Annotated in this window: 28 protein-coding genes; 16 read left to right on the top strand and 12 right to left on the bottom strand. The window is 34.6% G+C overall.

Annotated elements, in window-relative coordinates; genetic code table 11:
* The 6 genes from KI430_RS00715 to KI430_RS00690 all read left to right on the top strand — a co-directional run bounded on the left by KI430_RS00715 (window position 1) and on the right by KI430_RS00690 (window position 5,695).
* The gene (locus tag KI430_RS00715; RefSeq protein ID WP_248876389.1) at window positions 1–777 is read left to right on the top strand and encodes a histidine kinase; all 777 of its coding nucleotides are present in this window, start codon (window positions 1–3) and stop codon (window positions 775–777) included.
* Window positions 749–1,456 (top strand): LytR/AlgR family response regulator transcription factor, encoded by a 708-nt coding sequence (locus KI430_RS00710; RefSeq protein ID WP_248876388.1) that lies wholly within the window; start codon window positions 749–751, stop codon window positions 1,454–1,456. Before KI430_RS00715 ends, KI430_RS00710 begins: the two co-directional genes overlap by 29 nt.
* Window positions 1,457–1,587: 131 nt before the next feature.
* The gene (locus KI430_RS00705) at window positions 1,588–3,867 is read left to right on the top strand and encodes a cation:proton antiporter (RefSeq protein WP_248876387.1); all 2,280 of its coding nucleotides are present in this window, start codon (window positions 1,588–1,590) and stop codon (window positions 3,865–3,867) included.
* Between the two features lie 28 nt (window positions 3,868–3,895).
* Window positions 3,896–4,423, top strand: a complete 528-nt coding sequence (locus KI430_RS00700) for a hypothetical protein (RefSeq protein WP_248876386.1) — start codon at window positions 3,896–3,898, stop codon at window positions 4,421–4,423.
* A 4-nt stretch (window positions 4,424–4,427) separates the two neighbouring features.
* Window positions 4,428–4,616 (top strand): hypothetical protein, encoded by a 189-nt coding sequence (locus KI430_RS00695; RefSeq protein ID WP_248876385.1) that lies wholly within the window; start codon window positions 4,428–4,430, stop codon window positions 4,614–4,616.
* Window positions 4,617–4,849: 233 nt separating this feature from the next.
* Window positions 4,850–5,695 (top strand): prephenate dehydrogenase, encoded by an 846-nt coding sequence (locus tag KI430_RS00690; protein WP_248876384.1) that lies wholly within the window; start codon window positions 4,850–4,852, stop codon window positions 5,693–5,695.
* Between the two features lie 212 nt (window positions 5,696–5,907).
* Here the strand turns inward: KI430_RS00690 and purE are convergent, their stop codons facing one another.
* Entirely contained in the window at window positions 5,908–6,411 is a 504-nt protein-coding gene (gene purE, locus KI430_RS00685) for a 5-(carboxyamino)imidazole ribonucleotide mutase (RefSeq protein WP_248876383.1), read from the bottom strand.
* A 95-nt stretch (window positions 6,412–6,506) separates the two neighbouring features.
* Here purE and KI430_RS00680 point away from each other — a divergent pair, with 95 nt between their 5' ends.
* Window positions 6,507–7,424 carry a DMT family transporter gene (locus tag KI430_RS00680; RefSeq protein WP_248876382.1) on the top strand — a complete coding sequence of 306 codons (918 nt, stop codon included), beginning with the start codon at window positions 6,507–6,509 and terminating at the stop codon, window positions 7,422–7,424.
* Between the two features lie 40 nt (window positions 7,425–7,464).
* Window positions 7,465–7,932: a hypothetical protein gene (locus KI430_RS00675; RefSeq protein WP_248876381.1), complete on the top strand. Its 468-nt coding sequence runs from the start codon at window positions 7,465–7,467 to the stop codon at window positions 7,930–7,932.
* Window positions 7,933–7,974: 42 nt separating this feature from the next.
* On the opposite strand, the gene KI430_RS00670 is transcribed toward KI430_RS00675, so the two are convergent.
* Together KI430_RS00670 and KI430_RS00665 are read right to left on the bottom strand one after the other, a co-directional pair.
* Complete coding sequence (locus KI430_RS00670) at window positions 7,975–9,084, bottom strand: 5-(carboxyamino)imidazole ribonucleotide synthase (protein WP_248876380.1); 1,110 nt, start codon at window positions 9,082–9,084, stop codon at window positions 7,975–7,977.
* 116 nt (window positions 9,085–9,200) lie between these two features.
* The gene (locus tag KI430_RS00665; protein ID WP_248876379.1) at window positions 9,201–9,641 is read right to left on the bottom strand and encodes a nuclear transport factor 2 family protein; all 441 of its coding nucleotides are present in this window, start codon (window positions 9,639–9,641) and stop codon (window positions 9,201–9,203) included.
* A gap of 181 nt (window positions 9,642–9,822) precedes the next feature.
* Here KI430_RS00665 and KI430_RS00660 point away from each other — a divergent pair, with 181 nt between their 5' ends.
* The gene (locus KI430_RS00660) at window positions 9,823–10,653 is read left to right on the top strand and encodes a sulfite exporter TauE/SafE family protein (RefSeq protein ID WP_248876378.1); all 831 of its coding nucleotides are present in this window, start codon (window positions 9,823–9,825) and stop codon (window positions 10,651–10,653) included.
* Window positions 10,653–11,039, top strand: a complete 387-nt coding sequence (locus KI430_RS00655) for a DUF1634 domain-containing protein (RefSeq protein ID WP_248876377.1) — start codon at window positions 10,653–10,655, stop codon at window positions 11,037–11,039. Before KI430_RS00660 ends, KI430_RS00655 begins: the two co-directional genes overlap by 1 nt.
* Before the next feature lie 66 nt (window positions 11,040–11,105).
* Here KI430_RS00655 and KI430_RS00650 read toward each other — a convergent pair whose 3' ends face one another.
* Genes KI430_RS00650 through KI430_RS00635 form a run of 4 tightly spaced genes read right to left on the bottom strand, consistent with a single transcriptional unit; the run spans window position 11,106 to window position 14,020 of the window.
* On the bottom strand, window positions 11,106–11,483 hold the full coding sequence (locus KI430_RS00650) for a VOC family protein (protein ID WP_248876376.1): 378 nt from the start codon (window positions 11,481–11,483) through the stop codon (window positions 11,106–11,108).
* Window positions 11,484–11,523: 40 nt separating this feature from the next.
* Window positions 11,524–12,390 (bottom strand): subclass B3 metallo-beta-lactamase, encoded by an 867-nt coding sequence (gene bla, locus KI430_RS00645; protein ID WP_248876375.1) that lies wholly within the window; start codon window positions 12,388–12,390, stop codon window positions 11,524–11,526.
* Window positions 12,390–12,968, bottom strand: a complete 579-nt coding sequence (locus KI430_RS00640) for a hypothetical protein (RefSeq protein ID WP_248876374.1) — start codon at window positions 12,966–12,968, stop codon at window positions 12,390–12,392. The genes bla and KI430_RS00640 overlap by 1 nt, the downstream gene beginning before the upstream one ends.
* Window positions 12,962–14,020, bottom strand: coding sequence for a diphosphomevalonate/mevalonate 3,5-bisphosphate decarboxylase family protein (locus KI430_RS00635; RefSeq protein ID WP_248876373.1), 1,059 nt, complete (start codon window positions 14,018–14,020; stop codon window positions 12,962–12,964). The genes KI430_RS00640 and KI430_RS00635 overlap by 7 nt, the downstream gene beginning before the upstream one ends.
* A gap of 380 nt (window positions 14,021–14,400) precedes the next feature.
* Between KI430_RS00635 and KI430_RS00630 the strand changes: the two genes are divergently transcribed.
* From KI430_RS00630 to KI430_RS00620, 3 genes are all read left to right on the top strand, one after another.
* The gene (locus tag KI430_RS00630; RefSeq protein WP_248876372.1) at window positions 14,401–15,306 is read left to right on the top strand and encodes an ABC transporter ATP-binding protein; all 906 of its coding nucleotides are present in this window, start codon (window positions 14,401–14,403) and stop codon (window positions 15,304–15,306) included.
* Between the two features lie 65 nt (window positions 15,307–15,371).
* A complete protein-coding gene (locus KI430_RS00625; RefSeq protein WP_248876371.1) occupies window positions 15,372–16,682 on the top strand; it encodes an ABC transporter permease in 1,311 nt (436 codons plus the stop codon).
* A 47-nt stretch (window positions 16,683–16,729) separates the two neighbouring features.
* Entirely contained in the window at window positions 16,730–17,188 is a 459-nt protein-coding gene (locus KI430_RS00620; protein WP_248876370.1) for a lipocalin family protein, read from the top strand.
* Between the two features lie 31 nt (window positions 17,189–17,219).
* Here KI430_RS00620 and KI430_RS00615 read toward each other — a convergent pair whose 3' ends face one another.
* From KI430_RS00615 to KI430_RS00605, 3 genes are all read right to left on the bottom strand, one after another.
* Window positions 17,220–18,572 (bottom strand): DEAD/DEAH box helicase, encoded by a 1,353-nt coding sequence (locus KI430_RS00615; RefSeq protein ID WP_248876369.1) that lies wholly within the window; start codon window positions 18,570–18,572, stop codon window positions 17,220–17,222.
* A 76-nt stretch (window positions 18,573–18,648) separates the two neighbouring features.
* Window positions 18,649–19,185 (bottom strand): hypothetical protein, encoded by a 537-nt coding sequence (locus tag KI430_RS00610; protein ID WP_248876368.1) that lies wholly within the window; start codon window positions 19,183–19,185, stop codon window positions 18,649–18,651.
* A gap of 45 nt (window positions 19,186–19,230) precedes the next feature.
* On the bottom strand, window positions 19,231–20,391 hold the full coding sequence (locus KI430_RS00605) for a sensor histidine kinase (protein WP_248876367.1): 1,161 nt from the start codon (window positions 20,389–20,391) through the stop codon (window positions 19,231–19,233).
* A gap of 129 nt (window positions 20,392–20,520) precedes the next feature.
* On the opposite strand from KI430_RS00605, the gene KI430_RS00600 reads away from it, so the two are divergent.
* Both KI430_RS00600 and KI430_RS00595 read left to right on the top strand, forming a co-directional pair.
* Window positions 20,521–21,027, top strand: a complete 507-nt coding sequence (locus KI430_RS00600) for a hypothetical protein (RefSeq protein ID WP_248876366.1) — start codon at window positions 20,521–20,523, stop codon at window positions 21,025–21,027.
* Window positions 21,028–21,036: 9 nt separating this feature from the next.
* A complete protein-coding gene (locus tag KI430_RS00595) occupies window positions 21,037–21,903 on the top strand; it encodes an aldose 1-epimerase family protein (RefSeq protein WP_248876365.1) in 867 nt (288 codons plus the stop codon).
* A gap of 54 nt (window positions 21,904–21,957) precedes the next feature.
* Here KI430_RS00595 and KI430_RS00590 read toward each other — a convergent pair whose 3' ends face one another.
* Window positions 21,958–22,563 carry a hypothetical protein gene (locus tag KI430_RS00590; protein ID WP_248876364.1) on the bottom strand — a complete coding sequence of 202 codons (606 nt, stop codon included), beginning with the start codon at window positions 22,561–22,563 and terminating at the stop codon, window positions 21,958–21,960.
* 72 nt (window positions 22,564–22,635) lie between these two features.
* Window positions 22,636–24,627: an alpha/beta hydrolase family protein gene (locus KI430_RS00585; RefSeq protein ID WP_248876363.1), complete on the bottom strand. Its 1,992-nt coding sequence runs from the start codon at window positions 24,625–24,627 to the stop codon at window positions 22,636–22,638.
* 188 nt (window positions 24,628–24,815) lie between these two features.
* On the opposite strand from KI430_RS00585, the gene secG reads away from it, so the two are divergent.
* Window positions 24,816–25,154 (top strand): preprotein translocase subunit SecG, encoded by a 339-nt coding sequence (secG, locus tag KI430_RS00580; protein WP_248876362.1) that lies wholly within the window; start codon window positions 24,816–24,818, stop codon window positions 25,152–25,154.
* Window positions 25,155–25,195 lie beyond the last annotated feature (41 nt).

Raw genomic sequence — 25,195 nt, 5'->3', positions numbered from 1 at the left:
ATGTCTGGCAAAAATCTCTTACTTCCGGATTATTTCTTGTTTGGTGGGATTTTCGTCATCTTTTTTTTGCTGGTTTTAACTTTCTTCCTTTATGGGAAATACAAATCGTCAAAAACAAAAAATAAAATTTTAGAAGACAATTACAAAGCGATTGAAAGCAAACTCGACAATGTACGCTTAGAACATATCGAGACCAAACTCAATCCGCATCTTTTCAAAAATATTCTCAATTCGGTTCAGTCACACGCTTATCAGACTTATATTTCGTTGGATAAATTGGCTAGTATTCTGGATTATATTCTTTATGAAAGCAGCAACAAATTCGTGAGTCCAAAAGAGGAGTTGGATTTTGCAATGAACCTTATCGAAATCAATAAAATCAAAATCAATCCTTTGTTCGATTTTAGAATCAAAACGAAAATTAATAAAGAAGATTCTATATATCTGGAGAAAGTTTTTGCCCCATTGATTTCTGTTGATTTGATTGAAAATGCTTTTAAACACACCGATTTTTTGGCTGAGGATTCTTTTATTGCCGTGAATTTAATTTTAGATGCCGGAAAATTTGAGATGAAAGTCTCCAACAAAATCTCTGAAAAAACCCCATTAAAAAAGGAAAATAGCGGATTCGGAAGCAAATCTTTTGACCAAAGATTGAAACTGATTTACAAAGACCATTACAAGCTGAACAAAAGTATCACCAACGGAAATTACGTTGCCCATTTAACCATTAATCTTTCAGAATTTTATGATAAAATGCGTTATTCTGGACGATGAATTATTGGCAATCAGCTACCTAAAACTTCTCTGCGACCAGATTGAAGGTATAGAAGTTGTGAAAGCTTTCAACAATCCGAAAATATTTTTGCAAGAAATCAATGATATCGATTGTGATGTTTGTATTCTGGACATCGAAATGCCTGGAACAAACGGACTTCAAGTTGCGGAATTAATCAAAGGCAAAAAAATCATTTTCACAACGGCTTACAAAGAATATGCAGCAGAAGCTTTTGACCTTGACGTGGTAGATTATGTCCGGAAACCTATCAAAAAAGAACGTCTTCAGCAAGCTTTTGAAAAGGCAGAAAAATTGCTTGGCGAGCAGAAAAAAAATCAGTTTTTTGAGTGGAATACCAATCTCGGAAAAACCCGAATTTTTGTCAATGATGTAGTTTTTATCAAAACTTCTGATATAGATAGCCGCGACAAAGATTTAATGCTGAAAAATAATTCTGAAATTACTCTTAAAAACCTGAGCTTCAAAAACTTATCTGAATTATTACCTGAAAAATCGTTTGTTCAAATCAATAAAAAGGAAATGGTTAATATTCAGCATATTCAGGTTTTTTCCTCTTCAGAAATCATTCTGGATGTGGTTTCATCAGACGGAATTCCCTTAAAATTAAGTGTCAGCGATATTTTCAAAAATCAGATTTCTGAAAAATTGTCTAGATAATTTCAGCGCAGAATTTAGCGCTTTCATTACATTTTTGAATTGAATTAACTTTTGATTCAGCAAAACTTCTCAAATTTACATCCTGAAATCAGTACAATGCAAGCTACCGATTTGTGGAAATGAATTTGATTATGAAAAAGTATAGAAATATTATCTTTTACGTCCTTACAATAGCGTTTTTCTCTTGTTTGATGTATTGGTTTTTTGTAGAAGGAAAAACTTTGGAAATTGGAGAAAGTATTGCACCGACTAAGGCAACTGGTGGAACGATGTGGGACACTTTCGCTACATCATTCTTAGAAAATCTACATCATCCATTGGCACTTCTTTTGGCACAAATTGTTACCATAATTGTTGTTGCTAAGTTTTTCGGATGGATTTGTGTTAAGCTGAAACAACCATCTGTAATTGGCGAAATGATTGCTGGTATTGTTCTTGGACCATCACTTGTAGGATTATATTTCCCTGAATTTTCAGCGTTTATGTTCCCAAAAGAATCGCTTCCTAACTTACAATTTCTAAGTCAGATCGGATTGATTCTCTTTATGTATATCGTAGGGATGGAGCTGGATTTGAGCGTTTTGAGAAAAAAAGCACACGATGCGGTTGTTATCAGCCACGCAAGTATTATCATTCCATTTGCTTTAGGTGTTGGACTAGCTTATTTTATTTATAAAGAATTCGCGCCGGACGGAATTCAATTCAGTTCGTTTGCCTTATTTATGGCGATTGCGATGAGTATCACAGCATTTCCAGTTCTTGCAAGAATTGTTCAGGAACGGAATCTCCATAAAACTAAAATAGGAACAGTTGTAATCACTTGTGCAGCAGCCGATGACATTACCGCTTGGTGTATTTTGGCTGCGGTAATTGCAGTTGTAAAAGCTGGCTCTTTTTCGGGTTCTATTTTTGTCATTATAATGGCAATTGTCTACGTTTTCTTGATGATAAGATTGGTTAAACCTTTCCTTACAAGAATCGCCGAATCACAAAAAGGAAAAGGATTCATCAACAAAGCATTGGTAGCCGTTTTCTTTTTGATACTAATTATCTCATCTTATTTGACAGAAGTTATCGGGATCCATGCACTTTTCGGAGCGTTTATGGCTGGAGCGATAATGCCAGAAAATGTGAAATTCAGAAACCTTTTCATCGAGAAAGTTGAAGACGTCGCTTTGGTTTTGTTACTTCCATTATTCTTTGTATTCACAGGACTTAGAACACAAATCGGATTATTGAACGACCCCCATCTCTGGAAAATCGGTGGATTGATTATCTTAACTGCCGTTATCGGAAAATTTGTAGGAAGCGCATTGACTGCTAAATTTTTAAGATTAAATTGGAAAGACAGTCTCACCATCGGTGCTTTGATGAATACAAGAGGTTTGACTGAACTGATTGTTCTTAATATCGGTTATGACTTAGGTGTTTTAGGTCCTGAATTATTTGCGATGCTTGTGATAATGGCGCTTTTCACAACCTTTATGACCGGACCGAGTTTGGATATTATTAATTATTTCTTCAAAGGAAAAAAATCAAGTCTGGAAGAAGACTACAATGAGAATGATGAAAAATATAAAGTTCTTTTATCATTCGAAACGCCGGAATCTGGAAGTACATTGTTGAAATTAGCTGATAATTTCACGCATAAAATGAACGGCAACAAAAGCGTAACTGCCATGAACATTGCTCCTCTTGATGAATTGCACGCTTTTGACATCGAGGATTATGAAAAAGAACTATTTGAAGATGTGATTGATACATCTCAAGCTTTAAAACTGGAAGTAACGACACTTTTCAAAGCTTCCACAGATACACAAAGTGATTTAGTTAATATTACTAACAAAGGTAATTATGATTTGCTTTTGATAATGTTAGGAAAATCCATTTACGAAGGTACTTTGCTTGGAAAACTGCTTGGTTTCACAACCAAAATCATCAATCCAAGTAAATTACTCAATACGGTTACTGGAAAATCATATATTTTCAACAACTCCCCTTTCGACGATTTTACATTAAGTATTATCGATAAAACCAATATTCCTGTTGGGATAATGGTTGACAAAAACTTTGAAAGTGCAGACAGAATCTTTATCCCAATTTTTGATTTGAGCGATTTTTATCTGGTTGAATATGCTAAACGATTAATCAATAACAACGACTCTCAGGTCATTATTTTGGACGCAGCAGGACAAATCCGTAAGAATACAGAAATCCGTGAATTGATAAGAAATATCGAACATATCGCGCCGAATCACATTACGCTTTACAATGAAAAAACAATCGAAAAAGAATTCCTAGAATCTCAGGATTTGATGTTGATCAGCAGCAAAAGCTGGAAAAATCTGATTGATACAAAAAGTCTTTGGTTATCAGACATTCCATCCACTTTAATTGTTTCGAATCCATAAATTAAATATATTTTCGTATATTAGATTAATGAAATTAGCTCCCAAAATACAACTTGATTTTGTAATAGATAAACTTACAAACTCAATTATAAATGTGATTTCCGGAGATAGTTTTCAAACCGAAATTTCTTTATTGACAAAAGAGGATTTAAAGAATATTACCAAAAAGAGTGGTTGGAATTTTAATTGGAAAGAAGAATTCAAGGATATTTCTCGCGAAGTTTATAAATTAACTATCGTGAATAATCCGAATATTATTCAGGGACTTTTGAGTATTAGCATAATGGACGACCACGTTTATATGAATTTATTAGAAAGTGCTCCTTTCAATATTGGAGAAGATAAACTTTATGAAGGTGTTGCTGGAAATCTTGTGGCTTATGCTTGCAAAGTTTCTTTTCAAAAAGGTTTTGATGGATATTTAGCGTTCATTGCTAAAACTAAATTAATTAAACATTATGAACAGACTTTAGGAGCTTATCATTTTAAAGACCAAAAAATGTTTATAGAAACCGATTCAGCTAAAATATTAGTTGAAAAATATTTTAAAGATTAAAATTATGGGAATTATCAGAGAACCAAAAGGTATAGATTTCATAGTAAGAAGCCGTCCTTTGACCAAGGTTGAACAAGCGGAGATTAGCGAATTTATCAAGATGCGAAAAGCAAGTAAGCTTTCCTCAAACATTGGAGGAACTCAAAGTAAAGATAAAAAAATTAGTCCAAAACAAAGTTCTAAGGTAAAATAAGCAATAGCTTATTTTTGAAAATTCAAAAATAAATTTCTATCTTCGTTTTGTGAAAACAACAAATAGAACATATTATTACGCAATTCAAGCCCTGCAACAGGATTAGGATTCGTATGTAAAAATATCAAAACCTCGTCCTAATGACGGGGTTTTTTGTTTTAAATTAATAGAAAAATATTATAATGAAACGCTTTGCGTTCCATCTGACAGAATAAAAAAATAAGTATTTACAGATGAAAATAGGAATAATTGGAACCGGATTAATTGGAGGTTCCATTGCATTGAAATTAAAAGAAAAAAACTTTGCAGAATTTGTTTACGGAATTGACCAAAATAAAGAAAATCTAAACAAAGCTCTCGAACTCAATATCATTGATGAAAAAGCTGATTTTGAAGCAGGAGTCAAGAATTCTGAATTAATTATTATTTCAATTCCGGTAGACTCTGCTAAAAAAATATTACCTGATGTTTTGGATTTGATTAATGAAAAACAAGTCGTGATGGATGTTGGTTCTACAAAATCCGGAATTGTAGACTCTATCAAAAATCATCCAAACAGAAAACGATTTGTGGCTTTTCATCCAATGTGGGGAACCGAGAATTCTGGACCGAATGCTGCAACCAAAGACAGTTTTACAGGAAAAGCAGCCGTAATTTGTAATAAAGAAGAATCTGACAAAAACGCTTTAGAGATTGTAGAACAAGTCATCAATACTTTAGAAATGCATCCTATTTATATGAATGCTGACGGACACGATATTCACACGGCTTATATTTCGCACATTTCGCATATTACATCTTATGCATTAGCCAATACCGTTTTAGAAAAAGAACGTGAAGAAGACACAATTTTCCAGTTAGCAAGTTCTGGTTTTTCTAGTACTGTTCGTCTGGCAAAATCTCATCCGGAAATGTGGGTCCCGATTTTCCGTCAAAACAAAGAAAATGTTTTAGATGTTTTGAACGAACATATTTCGCAGCTTAGAAAATTCAAATCTGCTTTGGAGAAAGAGAATTTTGATTATTTGGAGGAATTAATTGTAAATGCGAATAAGATTCGAGGAATTTTGGATAAATAGTTATTTGTCATTCCGCAGAAAATTAGACAGTTGAGATTCTACGGAATGTCAAAATTCGTTTTTGTGCTGAATCTGCAGACCGGCTTGAACAGAAATTCTTTTGTACGCAACAAAATGCAGTGAAAAGATTGACTTCGCCGAACCACTTTGTTAGGTTGGGGAGCCCTTCCACAAGCTCAGGATAAACTACAGATTAAGATGCCTAAAGAATTCTATTTATCAAACTGATTCGGGTGTTGCTTCTTGATATCTTCAACTGTTCCTAGAACTTTATCTTTCAATGAATCCTGATATTTTTGTAATCTTTCAGAAACTTCTGAGTCGGCAGTTCCAATTATTTTTGCGGCAAGAATTCCGGCATTGGCAGCGCCATTCAGAGCAACCGTTGCAACAGGAATACCGGAAGGCATCTGAAGAATCGATAAAACAGAATCCCAACCATCGATAGAATTACTGGACAAAATAGGAACACCAATTACAGGCAAAGTGGTACAACTGGCAACCATCCCGGGAAGATGCGCCGCACCACCAGCTCCGGCGATGATAACTTTCAAACCTCTGTTTTTCGCTGTCTTTGCATAATCAAACATTCGCTCCGGAGTTCTGTGTGCAGAAACGATTGTTAGCTCGTAAGGTATTTCCAGAGATTTTAGAAAATCTGCAGCTTGTTGCATTATTGGCAAATCGCTTTGGCTGCCCATTATTATTCCGACCATTCAATTTTTTATTAGATGTTCAAAGATAAAAATTTATAGGCAAAATCAGAGTTTTTGGAATACCTTTGGATTAGTAATTTTTTCAAAAAGAAGTTTTGAGTTCAAAAACCGTTATTGCAATTTGCATTGTCGCTATCGTTTGGGGAACGACTTTCCTCGGCATCAAAATAGGAGTAGAAACTGTTCCACCGTGGTTTGTTGCGGGATTTCGTCAGTTTTTGGCCTCACTTGTTTTGTTGCCAATTTTGATTTATACCAAAAATCTGAAATGGATTGGCTGGAGAAATTTTAGAATTCAAATCACTCTTTCATCATTAATGCTAATTGGCGCTAATGGATTGACAACAGTTGCAGAGGAAAATCTAACGAGTAGTTTAACCTCATTGATCAGTGCACTTTCGCCAGTTTTCATCTTCATTGCAAGTATGGCTATTGGAATGGAAAAATTCACTTATCGGACTATGATTGGGCTTTTGATGGGATTTTTTGGTGTGCTTTTCATTTTTTGGGATGGCATTAATGACCTGATGAATCCTGATTACAGATTAGGACTGCTGATTTTGATTATCGCATTGATGTGTTGGGGATTAGGAACCATTTATACCAAAAAGATAAACGTCGAGAATAACAATCTCTTTCTAAATCTATTTTATCAATTTGCCTGGGCAGGAATTATCCAGTTGATTTTTGCTTTTTCATTTTCAGAAACAATTGATACATCAACTTGGTCTGTAAAAAGTATTTCCGCAATTATTTATTTAGCTGTTTTCGGGTCTGTATTAGCTTTTTTCTCTTATCATTATCTGCTGAGAACGTTGCTTCCAACACAGGTTTCTATTCTGTCTTATGTTAACACAATCATCAGTATTTTCCTCAGCTGGCTGATTCTGGGAGAAACAATCTCAGCAAAATTCATTATTGCTACAGCTTGTATCATCGGTGGCGTTTTCATCATTAATTACAAACCTGAAATGCTGAAATTCAGGTTGGTTCAAAAATATTTGAAACAATAAAAATTATTATATTCAATTACACATTATAAAAAATTTTACTATGAAAAAAATTTTTGTAACAGCTTCCGCAGCTGTATTATTATTCGCAACATCATGCAAAAAACAAGAACAAACCGTTGTAACCGACCAGAACAATGACACGATTGCTACGGTAACAACCGAAACAAAAACGCTCACTGAAGTTGATGCAAAAGCTGCAGTAGATAAAGCCCAAGCAGATTTGGATGCTGCTATAAAAAAGGGAGACAAACAAGCTGAAAGTGTTGCCAGAAAAGCTTTAGCAAATGCTAACACAGTTTGGAACGATACTAAAACTGCCGTAGGCGACGCAGCTAAAGATGTGAAAGAAGGCGTTGATAATGCTGTTGACAAAACAAAGGTGGCAGCACAAGATGCAAAACAAGATATGAAAACTGCTGCAAAAGACGCCAAAGAGGCTACCAAAAAAGCAGCCGACGACGCAAAAGACGCTTACAATAATGCTTTGGAAAAAGCAAAAGCGAAGTAATTTAAAACAAAAAACGGTCAGAAATCTCTGTCCGTTTTTTGTTTATGCTATAACTCTTACTAAAGATTTGATGCGAATCAATTTCGCCATTAATTCTTCTCTGGAATCTGCCAACACATTAATATGTCCCATTTTTCTTCCGGGTTTTGTTTCGGTTTTCCCATAAAGATGAACGTAGGTTTTTGGAAGTTTCAGAACTTCTTCCAATCCTTCATATTTTACTTTTCCAGAATAATTTTCTTCACCAACAAGATTCAGCATTCCTGAAAATCCGAATGCTTCTGTATCCGCCAAAGGTGAGTTGGTTACAACTCTGTAAAACTGCTCAAACTGAGAATTGGAGTTTCCTTCCTGAGATTGATGTCCGGAATTATGAAGTCTCGGAGCCGTTTCATTCACCCAAACTTTTCCATTTTTATCGAGGAATAATTCGATGGCGAAAAGCCCTGCAGAATCTGCACTTCGGATGAATTGATTCGCAATTACATCAATCTGTTTTTGAGTTTCATCAGAAATATCAGCCGGACAAATATTGAAATCGAGAAGATTCAGTTTTGGGTCAGCCACCATTTCTGTTACTGGGAAAGTTTTCGTTTCTCCGTTTTCGTTTTTAGCAACAATAACGGATAATTCTTTGTCGATATCAACCAGATTTTCCAAAACAGATTCTTGAGTCCAAAGGTTTCTCCAATCATCATTTGAACGAAGTAATTGAACGCCTTTTCCGTCGTAACCTCCTGTATTCAATTTCTGAACAAACGGAATTTGGATTTTGATTTCTTCTTCACTTCCATCCATAATTTCGAATTCTGGAGATGGAATTCTGTTTTCCTCATAAAATTGTTTCTGCAAAATCTTCTGCTGAATAATTTTGATAATTTTAGAATTCGGGACTACTCTCACACCTTGATTTTCCAGTTCTTCAAGCGCGTCTGCATTCACGTGTTCAATTTCAATTGTTACAACATCTTTGTCTCTTCCAAATTCTAAAACCGTATCATAATCATTGAAATTTCCTTTTGTAAAGTGAGAAATATTGGCACAAGAACATTCCGGATTTGGATCTAAAACATAGAATTCATCATCATATTTTAATGCTTCCTGAATGAACATTCTCCCGAGTTGTCCACCTCCTAAAATTCCGATTTTCATTTTTTTTACTTTCTTTTTAGATTTATTTTAAATGCAAATTTCGCAAATTATTTTTTGACTAAAGTCAATTGGTTTTTAAATTAAAAAAATGGGCTAAAGCCCATTTCTATTGATATTTATTTCCTACAATTATCCTTTCTTCTGGTATCGATGATGTATTGGATTTTCCATTCGTTATTCGATTTTACCAATTGAAAAGAATTGACACCACAATGCGAAAACTGACCTTTGTAATAAAACTCATAAGGCGTCCAGACCGAAGCCAGATTTCCGTCAATCAAGATATTTGAAAATGTGATTCTCTCATCCAGACTTTGTTTTTCAGCTTTAGAAATACTTAATGCAAAATCATTAATACTTTCATTTTTAACTTCACCAGTCTTGGTTATGGTCTGTAAAACAGCAGTTTTAGAAAACGATTTTTTAATCAATACAGAATCAGAAGTTTTCATTCCATTAAATAATTGATTAACCGTTGACTTAACCAAATCCTCTTCCGAAGTCTGAGAAAACCCAAAAATAGGAAGAATACCCAATAACAAAAATCCAATTTTCATCTGTCAATATTTTCTACAAAAGTAAATATTTTTTGCCGGTGTAGCTTTGTTTAAATGATATAAAATCGAAGCTAAACGCACTCATTTCCTATGAATTCGGTATAACTTATAGGAATCAGAAACATTGAAATTTATTCATTTTTAAGATAAAAATTCTTCCCAAAGGTTTTATATTTGTCGGATGTCAGAAATCATAATTCTCTTTATTGGAGCAATTGCTGCCGGATTGATGGGTTCTCTTACAGGTCTGGGTGGCGGTGTCATCATTATTCCTCTTCTTACGCTTGGTTTCGGTGTTCCAATGCATTATGCAATTGGCGCTTCTCTTATCTCAGTTATTGGGACTTCTTCCGGCGCAGCAGTGGCTTTTGTAAAAGAAGGTTTTACCAATATGCGAATCGGAATGTTCTTGGAGATTGCAACCACAACAGGAGCAGTTTCAGGAGCTTTGGTTTCAGGATTTCTAAATCCGAATACAATCGGAATTATTTTTGCGAGTATCTTAATACTTACCGTTCTCTTAAATCTTAAAGGAAAACCTGACCATCAGGAAGAATTAATCAAAGGAAGTTTAGCCGATAAACTTAAGCTTTATGGAACTTTCCCTGATAAAGACGGCATCAAACATTATGCTTCAAGAAATACGATTCCAGGATTTTTGATGATGGTTTTTGCAGGCGCAATGTCCGGACTTTTAGGAATTGGTTCTGGCGCTTTGAAGGTTTTGGCAATGGATAATATGATGAAATTACCTTTCAAAGTTTCTACAACAACCAGTAATTTTATGATTGGTGTAACGGCTGTTGCAGGCGCTTTAATCTATTTTCAAAGAGGTCAAATCATTCCTGTTATTGCCGCGCCGGTTTTGATAGGTGTGGTGGTTGGAAGTTTCATAGGTTCGAAAACTTTGATGATTTCCAAGACAAAGAAACTGAAAGTATTTTTTGCAATCGTAATCACGATTCTTTCAATTTATATGATGTACAACGGTGTCAATAAAAATTTCCATTAATGAGAACAAAACCATTTACAGATGTTGACCTAAATCGCTCCGTTGGAAATCTACTAAGATTAGGTGTCATCCTTTCCGTTGTGACTTCTCTGATTGGGTTTATTAAACTCTTTTCAGAAGGCTTTGTGATGCCAAGAAAATACAGACTTTTGGAAATGGGAGATTCCTCCGAAAAAGTCTGGGGAGCTTTCTGGAACTCGCTTTGTAAAGGCGAAGGAATGGCGATTATACAATTGGGAATTTTGCTTCTGATTTTGACGCCATTAGTTAGAATTATATTTGCACTTATAGGTTATTTGAAAGAGAAAGATTACATCTATGTTGTAATTTCTCTTATTGTTTTGGCGATTATGACTGTCAGTTTCTTGACAGGCTACGCGCATTGATTATAAAACGATAATCGATAAACGATGATCGATTTTTCAACGTCTATAATCTATCTGTCTCAAAGTCTAATTCTCATAAAATTCCAAAGGCAAATCATCAGGATCAGAAGTAAAAAAGAATCGTTTATCAGTGAATTCATCAATTCTTATTTCTTCGCATTCTAAGCCCTTTGATATTAATTCATTTCTTTTTTCTTCTACATTTTCAACCGAAAAAGCGATATGACGAAGTCCACAACTTTCTGGTCTTGATGGACGTTTTGGTGGATTGGGAAAAGAAAATAATTCAATCGCATAATGTTTCCCGATTGCTAAATCCAGTTTGTAAGACTGTCTTTCTTCACGATAAACTTCACGAATAATATTAAGACCTAAAACTTCTGTATAAAATTTTTTGGAAACTTCGTAATTGGAACAGATGATAGCGATGTGGTGGATTTGCATAGTGTAATTGTAAAAAGTAGAATGTATTAAGTAAAGTATTTTATTTTGATTCCTCTTTCAATTTATCCAAATAATCATTCTCCAACTCTTTCAGTTCTTTGAAGTAATTTTCCTTATCCATAAACAATTTCGGATTGTAAGCATCGCCTGGTTTACGTTTCTCGTGTAAATCGAATTGACTGGCGTGAGAAGCGACCCAAACATCAAAATTCAACTTTTTCATAGCATCCAAAGTATAAGCATAATCTTTTTGCATATCAGGATAAGTGCGAACATCAGAAAATTTGTGGTCGATAATGATGGACGGCATATTGGCAATCAAAACTTTATAAGTTCTGTCTTTATCTTTGGTTTCGAAAATAAAACTGCAGGAACCTTTGGTGTGACCAGGATGATGAAGCAAAGTCAAAGTCGTATTTCCTAATTTGATTTTGTCATTGTTTTTCAAGAGAAAATCCGGTGTTAATGGTTTAAATGTCACTCCATATTTTCCTAATTCATAGTCAGATTTTCCACCAGATTTCAGTTCTGTTAATTCTGCTTTGTCCACATAAAGTTTTGCCCCAGTATCTTTTTTGATATCAGCCATTGCGCCCATATGATCAAAATGTGCCTGAGTCAAAGTCAGGATTTTGATGTCTTTATATTTGAATCCTAACTTTTCAATATTTGCTTTGATTTGCGGATAAGAATCGGCTAAACCTGTATTGATAAGGATATTTCCTTTGTTTGTAACAATAAGATAAGATGCCAAATCATAAGTTCCAACATAATACAAATTCCCAACAATCCTAAATGGTTCATAAGGCTGAGACCATTTTTCCGGATTATTTTTTGGTTCTGTTACAGTTTGTGCATTTCCGAAAAAGGAAATTATTAGTAGAAGTAGAATTGCGAATTTTTTCATTACAAAATTGTATTGTTTAAATAATTATCAAAATTAACGTTCTCTATTTTATCAATATTTTGAACTATGGTTTTATAATTCTTCTTAATTTTTCCATTGTATTTTTTGTAGAATGAATTAAATAAAACTTTCAGTTTGACCTTAGAGATAGGCAAATGTTTAAACTCAACAAAAAATTCTTCGTCTTCACATTTAACATAAATTCTTAGAACGGAATTCTTTTTAAACAAATTATAATGTAAAATCTCTTTCCAGAAAATCGTTCTTGTTTTTGAAAAGGTTATTCCAATATGATTTAAGACAATTTCAGGATTTTTTCTAATTTTCCTTGCAACAATTATATTTAATCCAAAAGAAAAAATATAGCCAAGAACAATGATAATCAAAAACTTTGGCTCATAATTATTTTGTTTAAAATATTGCATCCCTACAATTGTGAAAATTGTTGGTATAATAAAATATTGAGCATAAGTCATCTTGCTGTTTTCAACAACAATTTTATCTGGAATGTTTTTTTGATAATAATATCGATTCCTCCTTACGAAATGCCTATCCTTATTTTTTAAACATCTTACCATCTCATAACATCTTTCACTACTCCACCTTTCTGTGTCAATGGAATCAGTTCTGTTTTGATGAAATCTATAATTCCGTCGTTATCTATATCATTCGGGAAAAGCAAATGAACATTCGCTCCAGCATCTAATGTGAAAAATAATGATAATCCTGTAATTCTCCTGAAATCCCATATCTTATTAATCACTTGCAAAGTTCCCGTCTGCATTAGGATAAAAGCCGGCTCGCTCATCATCATCATTGCGTGAAGTGTCAAAGCTTCATGCTCAACCAATTTGATGAAGCCTTCCATATCACCTGATGAGAGAATGGTTTTCAGTTTGGTAAAATTCTCGTGAGCTTCCTGGAAACGTCTCTCGGCGTAAGGATTGGTGTTCATTAATCCGTGACCAACGGTTGAAGAAACAGATTTCTGACCTTCGTGAATCAGCAAAACCCAATCATTGAAGTTTTTGAAAATCGGATGGATTTCCTCATTCGGATATTGGACAGCAAATAAATCCGAGCTTCCTTCCACTTCTTCGGTTTTTCCCCAAACTACCAAACCTTCATAAAGACTTCTGCAAGCACTTCCGCTTCCTAATCTTGCCAAAAAGCTGGCTTTTTGGTTGATGGTTGATGGTTGATGGTTGTCGGTTGAAAATAGTTGGTCCAAATTCATCAGACATTTTGCAATTGCTCCAAAACCTGAAGCTGAACTTGCAATTCCTGAACTGTGAGGAAAAGTATTTTCGGTTTTGATGATGTATTTTCCTTTCAGAATCCAAGGTAGATATGGCTCAATATTTTTGAAATATTTTTCAATTTTCTCAGCGAATTTTTTTTCTTCATTTCCTGCTAAAAAAGTCTGAACAGAAAAATCTTCTCCTGCAAAAAACTCCATCGTCGTATTGGTTCTGCAATGGTTCAAAGTATAGCTGATACTTGGATTGGCAGGAATCTGATTTTCGTATTTTCCCCAATATTTAATCAATGCGATATTAGAAGGACAGCTTGCGGAAACTAGTTGATTGGATATCTGGAATTGGGAATTTCCCAAAAATTCTTGAGTCATAGTTTGGATTTTAGCGAATTGCTTTTGTTGCGCAAATTTAATTATTTTAAATTCGACTTTGGGGTTTTGAAACGCAAAGTCCGCAAAGATTTTTTGAAATTATTGAAAAAATTTTTAGGGCTCGCAAAGACGCTGACGCTCATCAAAGAATTAATATCATATTTTTAATTTCGTATTCTGTAACATTTTTGTCTTTTTTAAACTAATTTTGTGAGGTTTCAAAAATTGTTGAAAAGAAAGACGAAACCTCAACATAGCCCCGATGGTAGCGGCATCCTTTTTTGTTTTTTCCGAAAAACAAAAAAGATATAGCGGACAGCGGGTTTGAAAAGTGAACCGAAGCACCAATCTTGTTGCTCCTAAAAATAAAAAACATCTGTATGCTGAGAGCAGAACATATCAAAAAAACATACAACGCCGGTAAGAAAATTGCACTTCAGGACTTTTCGATTGAAGTTCCTACTGCCAGTATTTACGGGCTTTTGGGACCAAATGGCGCCGGAAAAACGTCGTTTATCCGAATCATTAATCAAATCACTCAGGCTGATGAAGGCAATGTTTGGATCGACGGCGAAAAACTGAATCCGGAACATATCAAAAACATCGGTTATATGCCGGAAGAACGTGGTCTTTACAAGAATATGACGGTGGGCGACCAGCTTTTGTATTTTGGGGAACTGAAAGGAATGTCCCGACAGGAAGCGCTTTCGCAAGCGAAATTCTGGTTTGAGCAACTTAATATCGACCAATGGTGGAAGAAAAAGCTAAGCGAACTGTCGAAAGGAATGGCGCAGAAAATCCAGTTTGTGGTAACGGTTCTGCATCGTCCGAAATTATTGATTCTGGATGAGCCTTTTTCAGGATTTGACCCAGTGAATGCGAACCTCATCAAAGACCAGATCATTCGCCTGAAAAACGAAGGAACGACAATAATCTTATCGACTCACAGAATGGAAAGTGTTGAGGAAATGTGTGATTTTGTAGCGCTCATCAACAATTCTAAGAAAGTTCTGGACGGGAAAGTTTTTGATGTTCGGGAACAATTTAAGCAGAATGTTTTTTCTGTGGTTTTATCAGATGTGAATTCTGAAAACCTGGAAGAACTGACGAGAAAATATCAAATCGAAAATCTTGGAACGGCGAATGGTTTGTTCAATTTTGAATTGAAAAATACGGAGAATCAGAATATTTTGCTTCAAGACCTTCTGAAAGCCGGAACGATACGAACCTTCAATGAGAAAATCCCGAGTATGAATGAGGTTTTCATTAATGCAGTTAAGTCATAATTGATAACTGATAATCCATAATTGATTTACTTTTTACTTAATACATTTTACTTTTTACAAAAAGAATGAAAAATATATTCCTCATAACAAAAAGAGAATTTCTGACGCAGGTTAAGAAAAAATCTTTTATCATCCTGACACTTTTGGCTCCGCTGATGATTATTGGATTTGGTGCTTTGATTGGCTTTATGTTCAAGGCTAACGAAGCGGAATACAAATTTGAAGTGGTTGACAAAAGCGGAATCTTTGCCGGACAACTGAAGTCTACAAAAGATATTACTTACACTTTTGTCCCAACCAATACGGAAAATGCATTGGTTAAAAATCTGAAAGAACTAAAAGGTTCGGACGGAATTCTCATCATCCCGGAATTGAAAGACAAAAATTTTGATGCATTGGAAAACGGAACAAAATTATTGACAAATAAGAAAATCGGTGTAGATACGAAAAGTGCGGTTTCCAGAGATTTGAGCGAAATTTTGAAAAAAGAAAAAATCAAGACGCTTGGAATTTCCGAGGACAGAATCGTGAATCTTGATAAAAGCTTCAAAATCATTTCTCAAAACGTGACGGAAAGCGACCGGCCGGAAAGTGACCTCGCTTTTGGAATTAAGACTGCGTTGAGTTTTGGATTGATGTACGTGGTTTTTATGTTCATCATTATTTACGGTGTCAGAGTAATGAGAAGCGTTTTGGAAGAAAAAAACAACCGTGTTGTGGAAATCATCATCTCGTCTGTAAAACCATTTGAACTGATGATGGGGAAAATCCTGGGTGTGACTTTGGTTGCTTTAACCCAGTTTATCATTTGGATTGCGATGTCTGTGACTGCTGCGCTCTTTCTTAATACAGGATTTGCTGCGATGCAGAAAAACATACCTGCAGAACAAAGTGAGGTAATGAAAAATATGGATTTTCAACAAATCGCAACCGAAGTTTCTCATATTCTTTTGGATATGAATTATATAGGAATTATTGGTGTTTTCGTATTTTTCTTTTTGTTTGGATACATCTTTTACAGCTCGATGTATGCAGCAATCGGAAGTGCTGTTGATAATGAGACCGAAACGCAACAATTCACGATGTTTGCGATTGTTCCTTTGATGTTGGGACTTTACGGAAGCTTCACAATTATGAATAACCCGGACGGGCCGATGGCTTTTTGGTTGTCGATCATTCCCTTTACTTCGCCAGTTGCGATGATTGCGAGGATTCCGTTTGGTGTGCCGCTTTGGGAGATTTTGTTATCGATTTTCCTTTTGATTGCTTCTACTCTACTAATGGTTTATATTGCTGCGAAAATCTATAGAGTGGGAATTTTGATGTACGGAAATAAAGCGACTTTGAAGGAGATTTGGAAGTGGATTAGGAGTTGATTTTCTTTATTACTATATTTTCTTTTTATTTGTGGAAAATTAATACCGTGAAAAAACTTATTCTATTTGCTTTTGCTTCATTAGTAATTGTTTCTTGTCGGAAAGATGATGATGATTTACAAATAAAATCCTCTTTTGAAGGAAATTGGAATTATATAAAAAAACAAATAATGTCCGGAAAAGACAATTCGATTTTATTCTCGGAAGCAATTACAGATTGTCCAGAAAAGAGAAGCTATCAATTTTCAAATCATAATTACACTCTAACTATTTTTAAAGACAATTTTGTAGGCTCCTGTGTAGTGGATGAGATAGAAAATGGAACATTTAGTTATGACGACAGTCAAAATAATATCACATTCAAATCTAGTAGGACAAACAATCAATACTCAATTAATGTTAATTCTATAAATAATAATGAATTACAGTTGGCTGATCCATTCTTTGGTTATGATGCTAATAATGACGGAATTGCTGACAAATTTGTACTGGTATTCAACAAATAGAAAATGCCTCAGAAAATTCTGAGGCGTGTTTTTATTTCTTTCTCTTAGCTTTTGACTTTTGCTTTTGTTGCGCTCTGTTCGCTCCAAATTTCTTAGGCGCTTTTCGCTTGCTTGGGCCGCCAAGATTGATTTTCTTGTTTTTATCTTTTTTCTCGTGGAAAGCAGATTCGCCTTCGTTAAGTTTTGCAGTGGTCAGGAATTTCATTTTTACTTCATCCTGTTCAGACGCGATTTTGACTTTTGAGATGGTTACTTCCTCTGGGAATTCAGTTTTATTGATTTCTTTATCCATCAACAATTCGATGTCAAGAAGTTGAGCTTCTTCTTTTTTGGTGTAGAAAGTCACTGCGATTCCGTCTTTGTCCGCACGACCGGTTCTACCAATTCTGTGGATGTATTGCTCAGGAACTTCAGGCACTTCGAAGTTGAAAACATGCGAAATATCCGGAATATCCAAACCTCTCGCCATAATATCTGTTGTAATCACGCCACGCAATTCTTCATTCGTGAATTCCTGCATTACTCTTAATCTGAAATTCTGAGATTTGTTAGAGTGAATGACACCAAATTCATCGGGAAATTCAACATTTAGTTTTTCGAAAATTAAATCTGCATGTTTTTTATTATTTGCGAAAATTAGAATCTTCTCAAGATTATCCTCAGTTTTCAGAAGATGAATTAGCAAATTAAGTTTTGTATTGAAGTTATCAACCGGAATTGCAGTCTGAGCAATTTTCTCCAAAGGTGTTCCCGACCTTGCTAAAGAAATCTCGATTGGAGAAGCAAAATATTCATTTAATATTTCGTCTAAAGCTTCGGTCATTGTTGCAGAAAAAAGGATATTTTGTCTTTTCTCTTTCATCATTTCGAAGATATGAGTCAGTTGTGGACGGAAACCTAGATTCAGCATTTCGTCGAACTCGTCAATGATTAATTTATTAACTTCTCTAAGAGAAATCGCATTATCAATCGACAAATCCATCACGCGACCTGGTGTTCCGACCAAAATATCGCAGCCATCATTGAACAACAATTTCTGCGTATTGATGTTTTTCCCACCATAAACTCCGATAACTCTTGCAGTGATATTCTTCGTCAGTTTTTCTAAAACTTCTGTAACCTGAACTACCAATTCTCTTGTAGGAACTAAAACCAAAACTGTAGGATTCCCGGATTTGTTATATTTCCAAGTTTTGAGAACAGGAAGCAAATAAGCTAAAGTTTTTCCCGTTCCGGTCTGTGCAATTCCCATCACATCGCGACCTGAAAGAATCGGTTTTAAACTTTTTTCCTGAATCGGCGTCGGTTCAAATAAATCTAAATCGGCTAGAACATCAAGAATCTTTTCCGGTAAATCGAAATCTGCAAAAGTGGTTTTATTCATTTTGCAAAGATATGGATTTTGAAATCAAAGGGAATTTTCTAAATTAGAATATTCATTGAGACGAATCGTAGAGCTTTTATATTTTTTGAAATAAATTTATAATTGCAAGCTTTGTTGCCATTAAGTGGCCTGGTCTTTCGGAGTTTTTATAAGCTCCGTCAATTACAGAAAAACAATAAATCTTGTTATTCTCTTTTTGAAAAAGAGAAAATAATTCGATAAAATTTATTAGTTCTGGTTTTATATATGTTTCAAATTCTTTCGGTAAAATATTTTCATTTACATCCCATTTGTAAGTATGATATCTACTAATATTTAAAGACTTGTAACTATCAAAATCAATTTTCTCAACAAAAAAGTCATTACTGTATTTTTCTTTTAAAGAATAAAACTGTTCAAGCGATTCATAATCTTCAATTAATTTCTTTTCAATCTCGTTTAAAGAATCTAAATCTCTTTCTATATCTAATTTTATTTTAATTCTACCATATCTATCAGAATTAGGCTTACTATATTCAAATTCTCCATACAAAGGAAGTATAGATTCTTTAATCTCTTTATGAAGATTTTCTTTGATATTAAAAAATTCATAAGATTTAATAATTTCATTCATAATTATGTTTATTTATAAAATTAAAAAATTATAAATCATTAGTTTTTACTTCTGCTCTTCCCTCAAAACAATCCTAAAAGTCGTTCCTTTCCCTACTTCAGATTGAGCAATTCTCACGTCGCCTTTGTGATATTCTGATACTACTCTTTTCGTTAATGACAAACCTAATCCCCAACCTCGTTTTTTGGTGGAGAATCCAGGTTTGAAAGCATTTCTGATTTGTTGTTTGGTCATTCCGCAACCTGTATCAGTTACATCGATGTAAACGTTTTTATTTTTTTTGTAAAGGGACAATTCCAGTTTCCCTTCGCCTTTCATTGCATCAACCGCATTTTTTACAAGATTTTCAATCACCCAACTCATTAGAATCTGACTGTGAGGAACCAAAACCGGTTCGTAGGTTTTCCTTAAAGTAAATTCAACCTTGGTGGAAATTCTGGATTTCAAATAATCGAAATTTTGCTGAACAGTTTCATTGATATCCAAATCATTAAGTGTTGGAATAGAACCGATTTTGGAGAATCTTTCGGAAATGGTTTTGAGTCGGTTGACATCCATCTCGAGTTCTTTCACGCCCATTCCATTTTCATCTTCGAGCTTCATAATCTCGACCCAGCCAATCATTGACGACAATGGCGTTCCAATCTGATGCGCCGTTTCTTTGGCCAATCCTGCCCAAACAAAACCTTCGTCAGTTTTCTTCAGTAATCGTAAAAACCAAAATGAAAAAACGAGATATAATGAAATGAATAATGCTAATAGTAAAGGATAATAGCGCAAATAATTCATCAAATCCGAATTATCATAATACAAATATTGATTATTAAAATCCGGCAACTGAATCTCGAAAGGCGGATATTTGCTTTCCATTTCAGTCATTTTTGCCTTTAGTTTTTCTTTGTCTTTAAGAATCTCTTCGGAAATACCTCGGCTTTCTAAAACTTCTCTTTTTTTGTTGGTAACAATGATGGGCAAATCTTCATTCTCACTAATGACATACAGTGCTAACTCGCTGAATCTCGAATCTACATCGGTATCCTGAAGATAACGCATTGCTGTTGCCAAAGACTTAATTCTTTCAGTTTCTTTACTTCTAAGATGCTGAATCAGGAAGTTGGAGGAAATAATAATTCCTGCAACGATGGAAGTCAATATAATATATACGACCCAGCTATTGATGCGTTTCAGAAAATTAAGACCTTTCATTATTGCTTATTAAACGGCAATTTAGGAAAATATTGTAAATTGAGAAGACAGATGATAGACTTTTGGATGATAGACTAAAAATTCAAAGATTATTATAGATATTTGTTGATTCAAAAATGAAATGATTTTATGCTAAAAATTTGGGGTTTCTTTGCTTTTCTGACTGTTAGTTTTGGAAATGCACAATCAAAAAATGCCTTTGTACAAGCCAATCTTAACTATGATAACTATTGTAATGTTCGTTTTCAATATTGTGTTGATTATCCAATACAATTGATGACACCAGAGCCCGAAAGTTCTAATGGTGATGGACGAATTTTTACCAATCATAAGCACGAAGAAACTCTAAGAGTTTTTGGACGAAATAATCTGGATGCAGAAGGCAGAACAATATCTTTGAAACAACAATTTGACGCAGACCTCAAAAGTCTCGCTAAAAATACAGCCACAAAAATAACTTATCAAAAACGCGGAAAGACATTTTTTGTAATCTCAGGTTATAAAAACGGAAAGATATTTTATCAAAAAACGATTCTCAAAAATGATGCTTTTGCCTACGCCATTTTGCAGTATGATGAGAATGAAAGAACGGTTTTTGATAAGATTTCTACCAATATTTTTAAATCATTTAAGTAAATTAACAATATGATAACGATTCAAAATAATAAACTAAAAGCAACTTTCAATGAACTTGGAGCAGAATTGACGTCTCTCATCAATCTCGAAACCGGGAAAGAAATAATGTGGAGCGGTAATCCTGATTTTTGGAGCGGACAAAGTCCTGTTCTTTTCCCGACTGTCGGCGCTTTGAAAAATGAACAATATATTTTTGAAGGTAAAACTTATGAATTGCCTCGCCACGGTTTTGCAAGAAGACGAACTTTTGAAGTGAAAAATTCATCTGAAAATGAAGTTATTTTTGAATTGAAATCTGATGAAGAATCTTTGAAAATTTATCCATTCGAATTCAGTTTGGAAATCAAATATGCTTTGGTTGAGAACAAACTGACGGTTTCTTATCAAGTGAAAAATCTGTCTGAAAAAGAAATGTATTTTTCTCTCGGCGCACATCCGGGATTTGCAATCGACACAGAAAATGGTCTGAACTATAACGATTACGAAATTGCTTTTTCCGATGATGAAAAACTGAAAATTCATCCGTTGATTGATAACCTCATCAGCAACGAAACGCAAACCATTGAGCTAGATAACAAAACGCTTCCGTTGTCTGACGAATTATTCGCAAAAGATGCGTTGGTGATGACAACGATGAAAAGCAGAGAATTGATTTTGAGAAATAATAAAAATAATCACAAAGTCATTTTCACTTTTTCTAATTTTCCTTATTTCGGAATTTGGGCTGCGAAAAATGCGGATTTTGTTTGTTTAGAACCTTGGCAAGGCATTGCAGATTTGGAAAATCATAATCAAGAATTGACGGAGAAATTTGGGATTGTTAAATTGGAGAAGCATCAAGATTGGAAAGCGGGTTGGGCGATTGAGATTGAGTAATTTCATTTTAATCAAAAAAAAATTCAGAGTTTTGAACTCTGAGGGGGTCAAAAATTATTCTTTATCCAACTTATTCCAATATTCTAAAATTTTACTTTGAATATTTTCTGGCAAAGTTTTGAAATTATCGGAATAAATATCTTTCGTATAGCCACTTTCTGCCGAAGTAGAAATCTCATAAAGCTTATCTTTCTTAGAAAAAATCAAATGAACAGATTGTTGCTTTAGATCATAATCGTTCAAGGCGTAGATAAATAAAGCGTCGATACTTTTGTCTTTGTCATAATCTGCAAACGCTTTCCGTTGTCCCCAAGCACTTAAAATCCCATCGTGAGTCATCTGCTTTTTCGCAACAACTTTCCAGTTTCCATCAACTTTCGTAAATCTTTGAAACGTCATTTTGTCGGGTTTTGCACCTTTCTCGATTTTAGAAAAAATGAAAACATTATCTTCATTATCAGGAGAATTGACTTCATCAACCTGAATAATTCTTGTACCTTCGTAAGGAAAATTTTTGTAAGAATCTGGATGTCTTACAACGTTAGAAACCTGAGCATTGGCAAATGCACCAATAAAAAATAGTGGTAATAAAATTTCATATTTGTGTTTTTTATATTCAGCTAAAAATAAAAAATTGCAGCCGAAAAATTTCAACTGCAATTTAAAATATTTGAACCACCCCCGGCAAAATTTTTTCAAATTTTTGGCCACCCTCCAAAGGATGGGAATTTTCTAAAGTGTTTCTTTAAGCCAATCAAAGAATTCTCTCTGCCAAACCAAACCGTTTTGCGGATGTAAAACCCAGTGATTTTCGTTCGGGAAATAAAGAAATTTGGTTTTAAGACCTTTTAGTTTTGCGGCTTGGAAAGCTTCCTGGCCTTGCTCATAAGGAACTCGGAAATCTATTCCGCCTTGGATAACCATAATCGGTTTGTTCCATTTGTCCACAAAATTACTTGGGTTGAATTCTGAATAAGCTTTAGGCGTTGGTTTCTGCCAATAGTTTCCACCCAAATCCCAGTTCGCAAACCAAAGTTCCTCTGTTGTTCCGTACCAAGATTTCATATCAAACAATCCGTCGTGCGCGATAAAAGTTTTGAATCTATTTTCGTGAACACCAGCCAACATAAAGACAGAATAACCGCCATAACTTGCTCCAACTGCCGCTAATCTATTTCCATCTACATAAGGTAGAGTTTTAGCAAAATCGGTTGCAGATAAGTAATCTTTAATTGGTTGTCCACCCCAATCGCCGCTGATTTCTTCATTCCATTTTACTCCCCAGCCTGGCATCCCTCTTCTATTCGGAGCAACTACGATATAACCGTTAGCCGCCATCAAAGCGAAATTCCATCTTGTGGAGAAAAACTGTGTCAATCCGGATTGTGGTCCACCTTGGCAATAAACCAAAGTTGGATATTTTTTGTTCGGGTCAAAGTTGGGTGGGTAATGGAACCAAACGCCCATTTCTTTTCCGTCTGTGGTTTTTACCATTTTCAGTTCAGATTTTCCCTGAACCAATGTGGAATAATTGTCTTTATTGATGTCAGTAATTTGTTTCAAATAACCTTTAGAATCAACTTCAAATAAATCCGCATTATGATTGATATCGGTTTTCGTTACCCAAAGTTTTCCTTTGTTCTCTAAAACAACATCATTGATATCGAAATCACCTTTCGTCAATTGTTTTACAGTTTTGTTTTTGACATCAACCGAGAACAATTGCTTAGTTCCTCTGAAAGCTGAAGTGAAATAAATCAATTTGGAATCCGAAGCCCATTTGACATCACCTGTTACACTTTCATCCCAAGCTTTGGTCAAATTGGTTTTTGCTTTGGACTTCCAATCCATAATCACAATATCGTTTTTATCTGCCTCATAACCGTCTCTCTCCATCGAATTCCAAAGCAGGAATTTTCCATCATTACTGAATTTCGGATTCACATCGTAACCCATCATTCCTTCTGTTAAATTCGTAGTTTTTCCTGAAGCCAGATTGTAAGCGAAAATATCCGTGTTGGTGCTTTGAGCATATTCTGCACCAGATTTCGCTTTAGTCACATAAAGCAATTCCGAAGAATCCGGACTCCAAACAAAATCCTCTGCTCCGCCAAACGGTTTCTGAGGTGAGTCAAAAGCTTTGCCTTCCAACAAGTCTTTCGCTTTATCCGCAGATTCTGAAACGTTAACAACAAAAACGTGATTGTAAGAACCTTCATTCCACGCGTCCCAATGACGATGGTTGAGGTCTGTATAAATTTGAGCCGTTGTTTTTGGTAAGTCTTTATATTTATCCTTTCCTAAAAGATTTTCAATATGAACAGCCTTACTAAAAGCTACCTTTTTACCATCTGGAGAAATGACAATATTATCAACTTCTCCAATATTATAGAACTCTGACCAAGTTTTTCCTGAATCTTTTGACAGGAAAATTTTATTATTTTCTAAAGCATAAATTCCATTATTATCCCATTGGATTAGGCTTTTCTTACCCAAATCAATTTTGGTAGATTGTCCTGAAAGATTAAGCCAAAAAGCTTCGGAGTTTGATTTTTCGGTTTTAAGGTCTGTTTTGCTGATTTTGTAAATCAGAGAAGAATTATCCGGAGAAACGGACTGAACACCAAGTCGATTAAGCGTCCACATTATTTCCGGTGTCATTACCTGTTGTGCATTCATCATAAAAGGCGCTGCTGTTGCAACAAGAATATGTTTTAGTTTCATTAATAATTAATTTTAAAAACTTAGCTAAGGTATTAAATATTGCTGTAATTGTAACAATGAGTAATTTCATCTATTTAAATTCCCTCAGCAACGAAACTAATATTGTGAAGTTTATTAAGAAATAAGTTTTTATTTATTGATTTATAATCCCTATATTTGCGCTTCAAAATTTATTTCAAGACAATACTATGAGCACAATATTTACGCTGTTTATGATTCTAATTATCATTGCTAGCATTTTATTAGTTATCATCATTATGGCGCAAAATCCAAAAGGAGGCGGACTTTCCGGAACTTTCGGAGGTGCTTCTGCTGCTAACTTCGGGGTTCAGAGAACCAATGATTTTATGGAAAAAGCAACTTGGACTTTGGGAACTACAATTGTAGTTTTGATTTTCTTAAGTATCATTCTTACAGGAAAGCCATCGCAAACAGTACCTTCTATTCCTACACCAGCGAAATCTGAAGCGCCTGTAAAAGCACCAGCAAATAGTGCTCCTGCTGCAAAAACTCCAGCGACTAAATAATTAAGACTTATTTATAAAATAGAAACGCTTCCAAATTTGGA

This window comes from Epilithonimonas zeae, assembly GCF_023278365.1.
GTDB classification, from domain to species: domain Bacteria; phylum Bacteroidota; class Bacteroidia; order Flavobacteriales; family Weeksellaceae; genus Epilithonimonas; species Epilithonimonas zeae_A.
This window is presented reverse-complemented; position numbering and strand designations above follow the sequence as displayed.

Bases quoted from the DNA above. Each gene is read 5' to 3' on its own strand.
- KI430_RS00715 (WP_248876389.1), top strand. From the start codon at position 1: ATGTCTGGCAAAAATCTCTTACTTCCGGATTATTTCTTGTTTGGTGGG.
- KI430_RS00710 (WP_248876388.1), top strand. From the start codon at position 749: ATGATAAAATGCGTTATTCTGGACGATGAATTATTGGCAATCAGCTAC.
- KI430_RS00705 (WP_248876387.1), top strand. From the start codon at position 1,588: ATGAAAAAGTATAGAAATATTATCTTTTACGTCCTTACAATAGCGTTT.
- KI430_RS00700 (WP_248876386.1), top strand. From the start codon at position 3,896: ATGAAATTAGCTCCCAAAATACAACTTGATTTTGTAATAGATAAACTT.
- KI430_RS00695 (WP_248876385.1), top strand. From the start codon at position 4,428: ATGGGAATTATCAGAGAACCAAAAGGTATAGATTTCATAGTAAGAAGC.
- KI430_RS00690 (WP_248876384.1), top strand. From the start codon at position 4,850: ATGAAAATAGGAATAATTGGAACCGGATTAATTGGAGGTTCCATTGCA.
- purE (WP_248876383.1), bottom strand. From the start codon at position 6,411: ATGGTCGGAATAATAATGGGCAGCCAAAGCGATTTGCCAATAATGCAA.
- KI430_RS00675 (WP_248876381.1), top strand. From the start codon at position 7,465: ATGAAAAAAATTTTTGTAACAGCTTCCGCAGCTGTATTATTATTCGCA.
- KI430_RS00670 (WP_248876380.1), bottom strand. From the start codon at position 9,084: ATGAAAATCGGAATTTTAGGAGGTGGACAACTCGGGAGAATGTTCATT.
- KI430_RS00665 (WP_248876379.1), bottom strand. From the start codon at position 9,641: ATGAAAATTGGATTTTTGTTATTGGGTATTCTTCCTATTTTTGGGTTT.
- KI430_RS00660 (WP_248876378.1), top strand. From the start codon at position 9,823: ATGTCAGAAATCATAATTCTCTTTATTGGAGCAATTGCTGCCGGATTG.
- KI430_RS00655 (WP_248876377.1), top strand. From the start codon at position 10,653: ATGAGAACAAAACCATTTACAGATGTTGACCTAAATCGCTCCGTTGGA.
- KI430_RS00650 (WP_248876376.1), bottom strand. From the start codon at position 11,483: ATGCAAATCCACCACATCGCTATCATCTGTTCCAATTACGAAGTTTCC.
- bla (WP_248876375.1), bottom strand. From the start codon at position 12,390: ATGAAAAAATTCGCAATTCTACTTCTACTAATAATTTCCTTTTTCGGA.
- KI430_RS00640 (WP_248876374.1), bottom strand. From the start codon at position 12,968: ATGGTAAGATGTTTAAAAAATAAGGATAGGCATTTCGTAAGGAGGAAT.
- KI430_RS00635 (WP_248876373.1), bottom strand. From the start codon at position 14,020: ATGACTCAAGAATTTTTGGGAAATTCCCAATTCCAGATATCCAATCAA.
- KI430_RS00630 (WP_248876372.1), top strand. From the start codon at position 14,401: ATGCTGAGAGCAGAACATATCAAAAAAACATACAACGCCGGTAAGAAA.
- KI430_RS00625 (WP_248876371.1), top strand. From the start codon at position 15,372: ATGAAAAATATATTCCTCATAACAAAAAGAGAATTTCTGACGCAGGTT.
- KI430_RS00615 (WP_248876369.1), bottom strand. From the start codon at position 18,572: ATGAATAAAACCACTTTTGCAGATTTCGATTTACCGGAAAAGATTCTT.
- KI430_RS00610 (WP_248876368.1), bottom strand. From the start codon at position 19,185: ATGAATGAAATTATTAAATCTTATGAATTTTTTAATATCAAAGAAAAT.
- KI430_RS00605 (WP_248876367.1), bottom strand. From the start codon at position 20,391: ATGAAAGGTCTTAATTTTCTGAAACGCATCAATAGCTGGGTCGTATAT.
- KI430_RS00600 (WP_248876366.1), top strand. From the start codon at position 20,521: ATGCTAAAAATTTGGGGTTTCTTTGCTTTTCTGACTGTTAGTTTTGGA.
- KI430_RS00595 (WP_248876365.1), top strand. From the start codon at position 21,037: ATGATAACGATTCAAAATAATAAACTAAAAGCAACTTTCAATGAACTT.
- KI430_RS00585 (WP_248876363.1), bottom strand. From the start codon at position 24,627: ATGAAACTAAAACATATTCTTGTTGCAACAGCAGCGCCTTTTATGATG.
- secG (WP_248876362.1), top strand. From the start codon at position 24,816: ATGAGCACAATATTTACGCTGTTTATGATTCTAATTATCATTGCTAGC.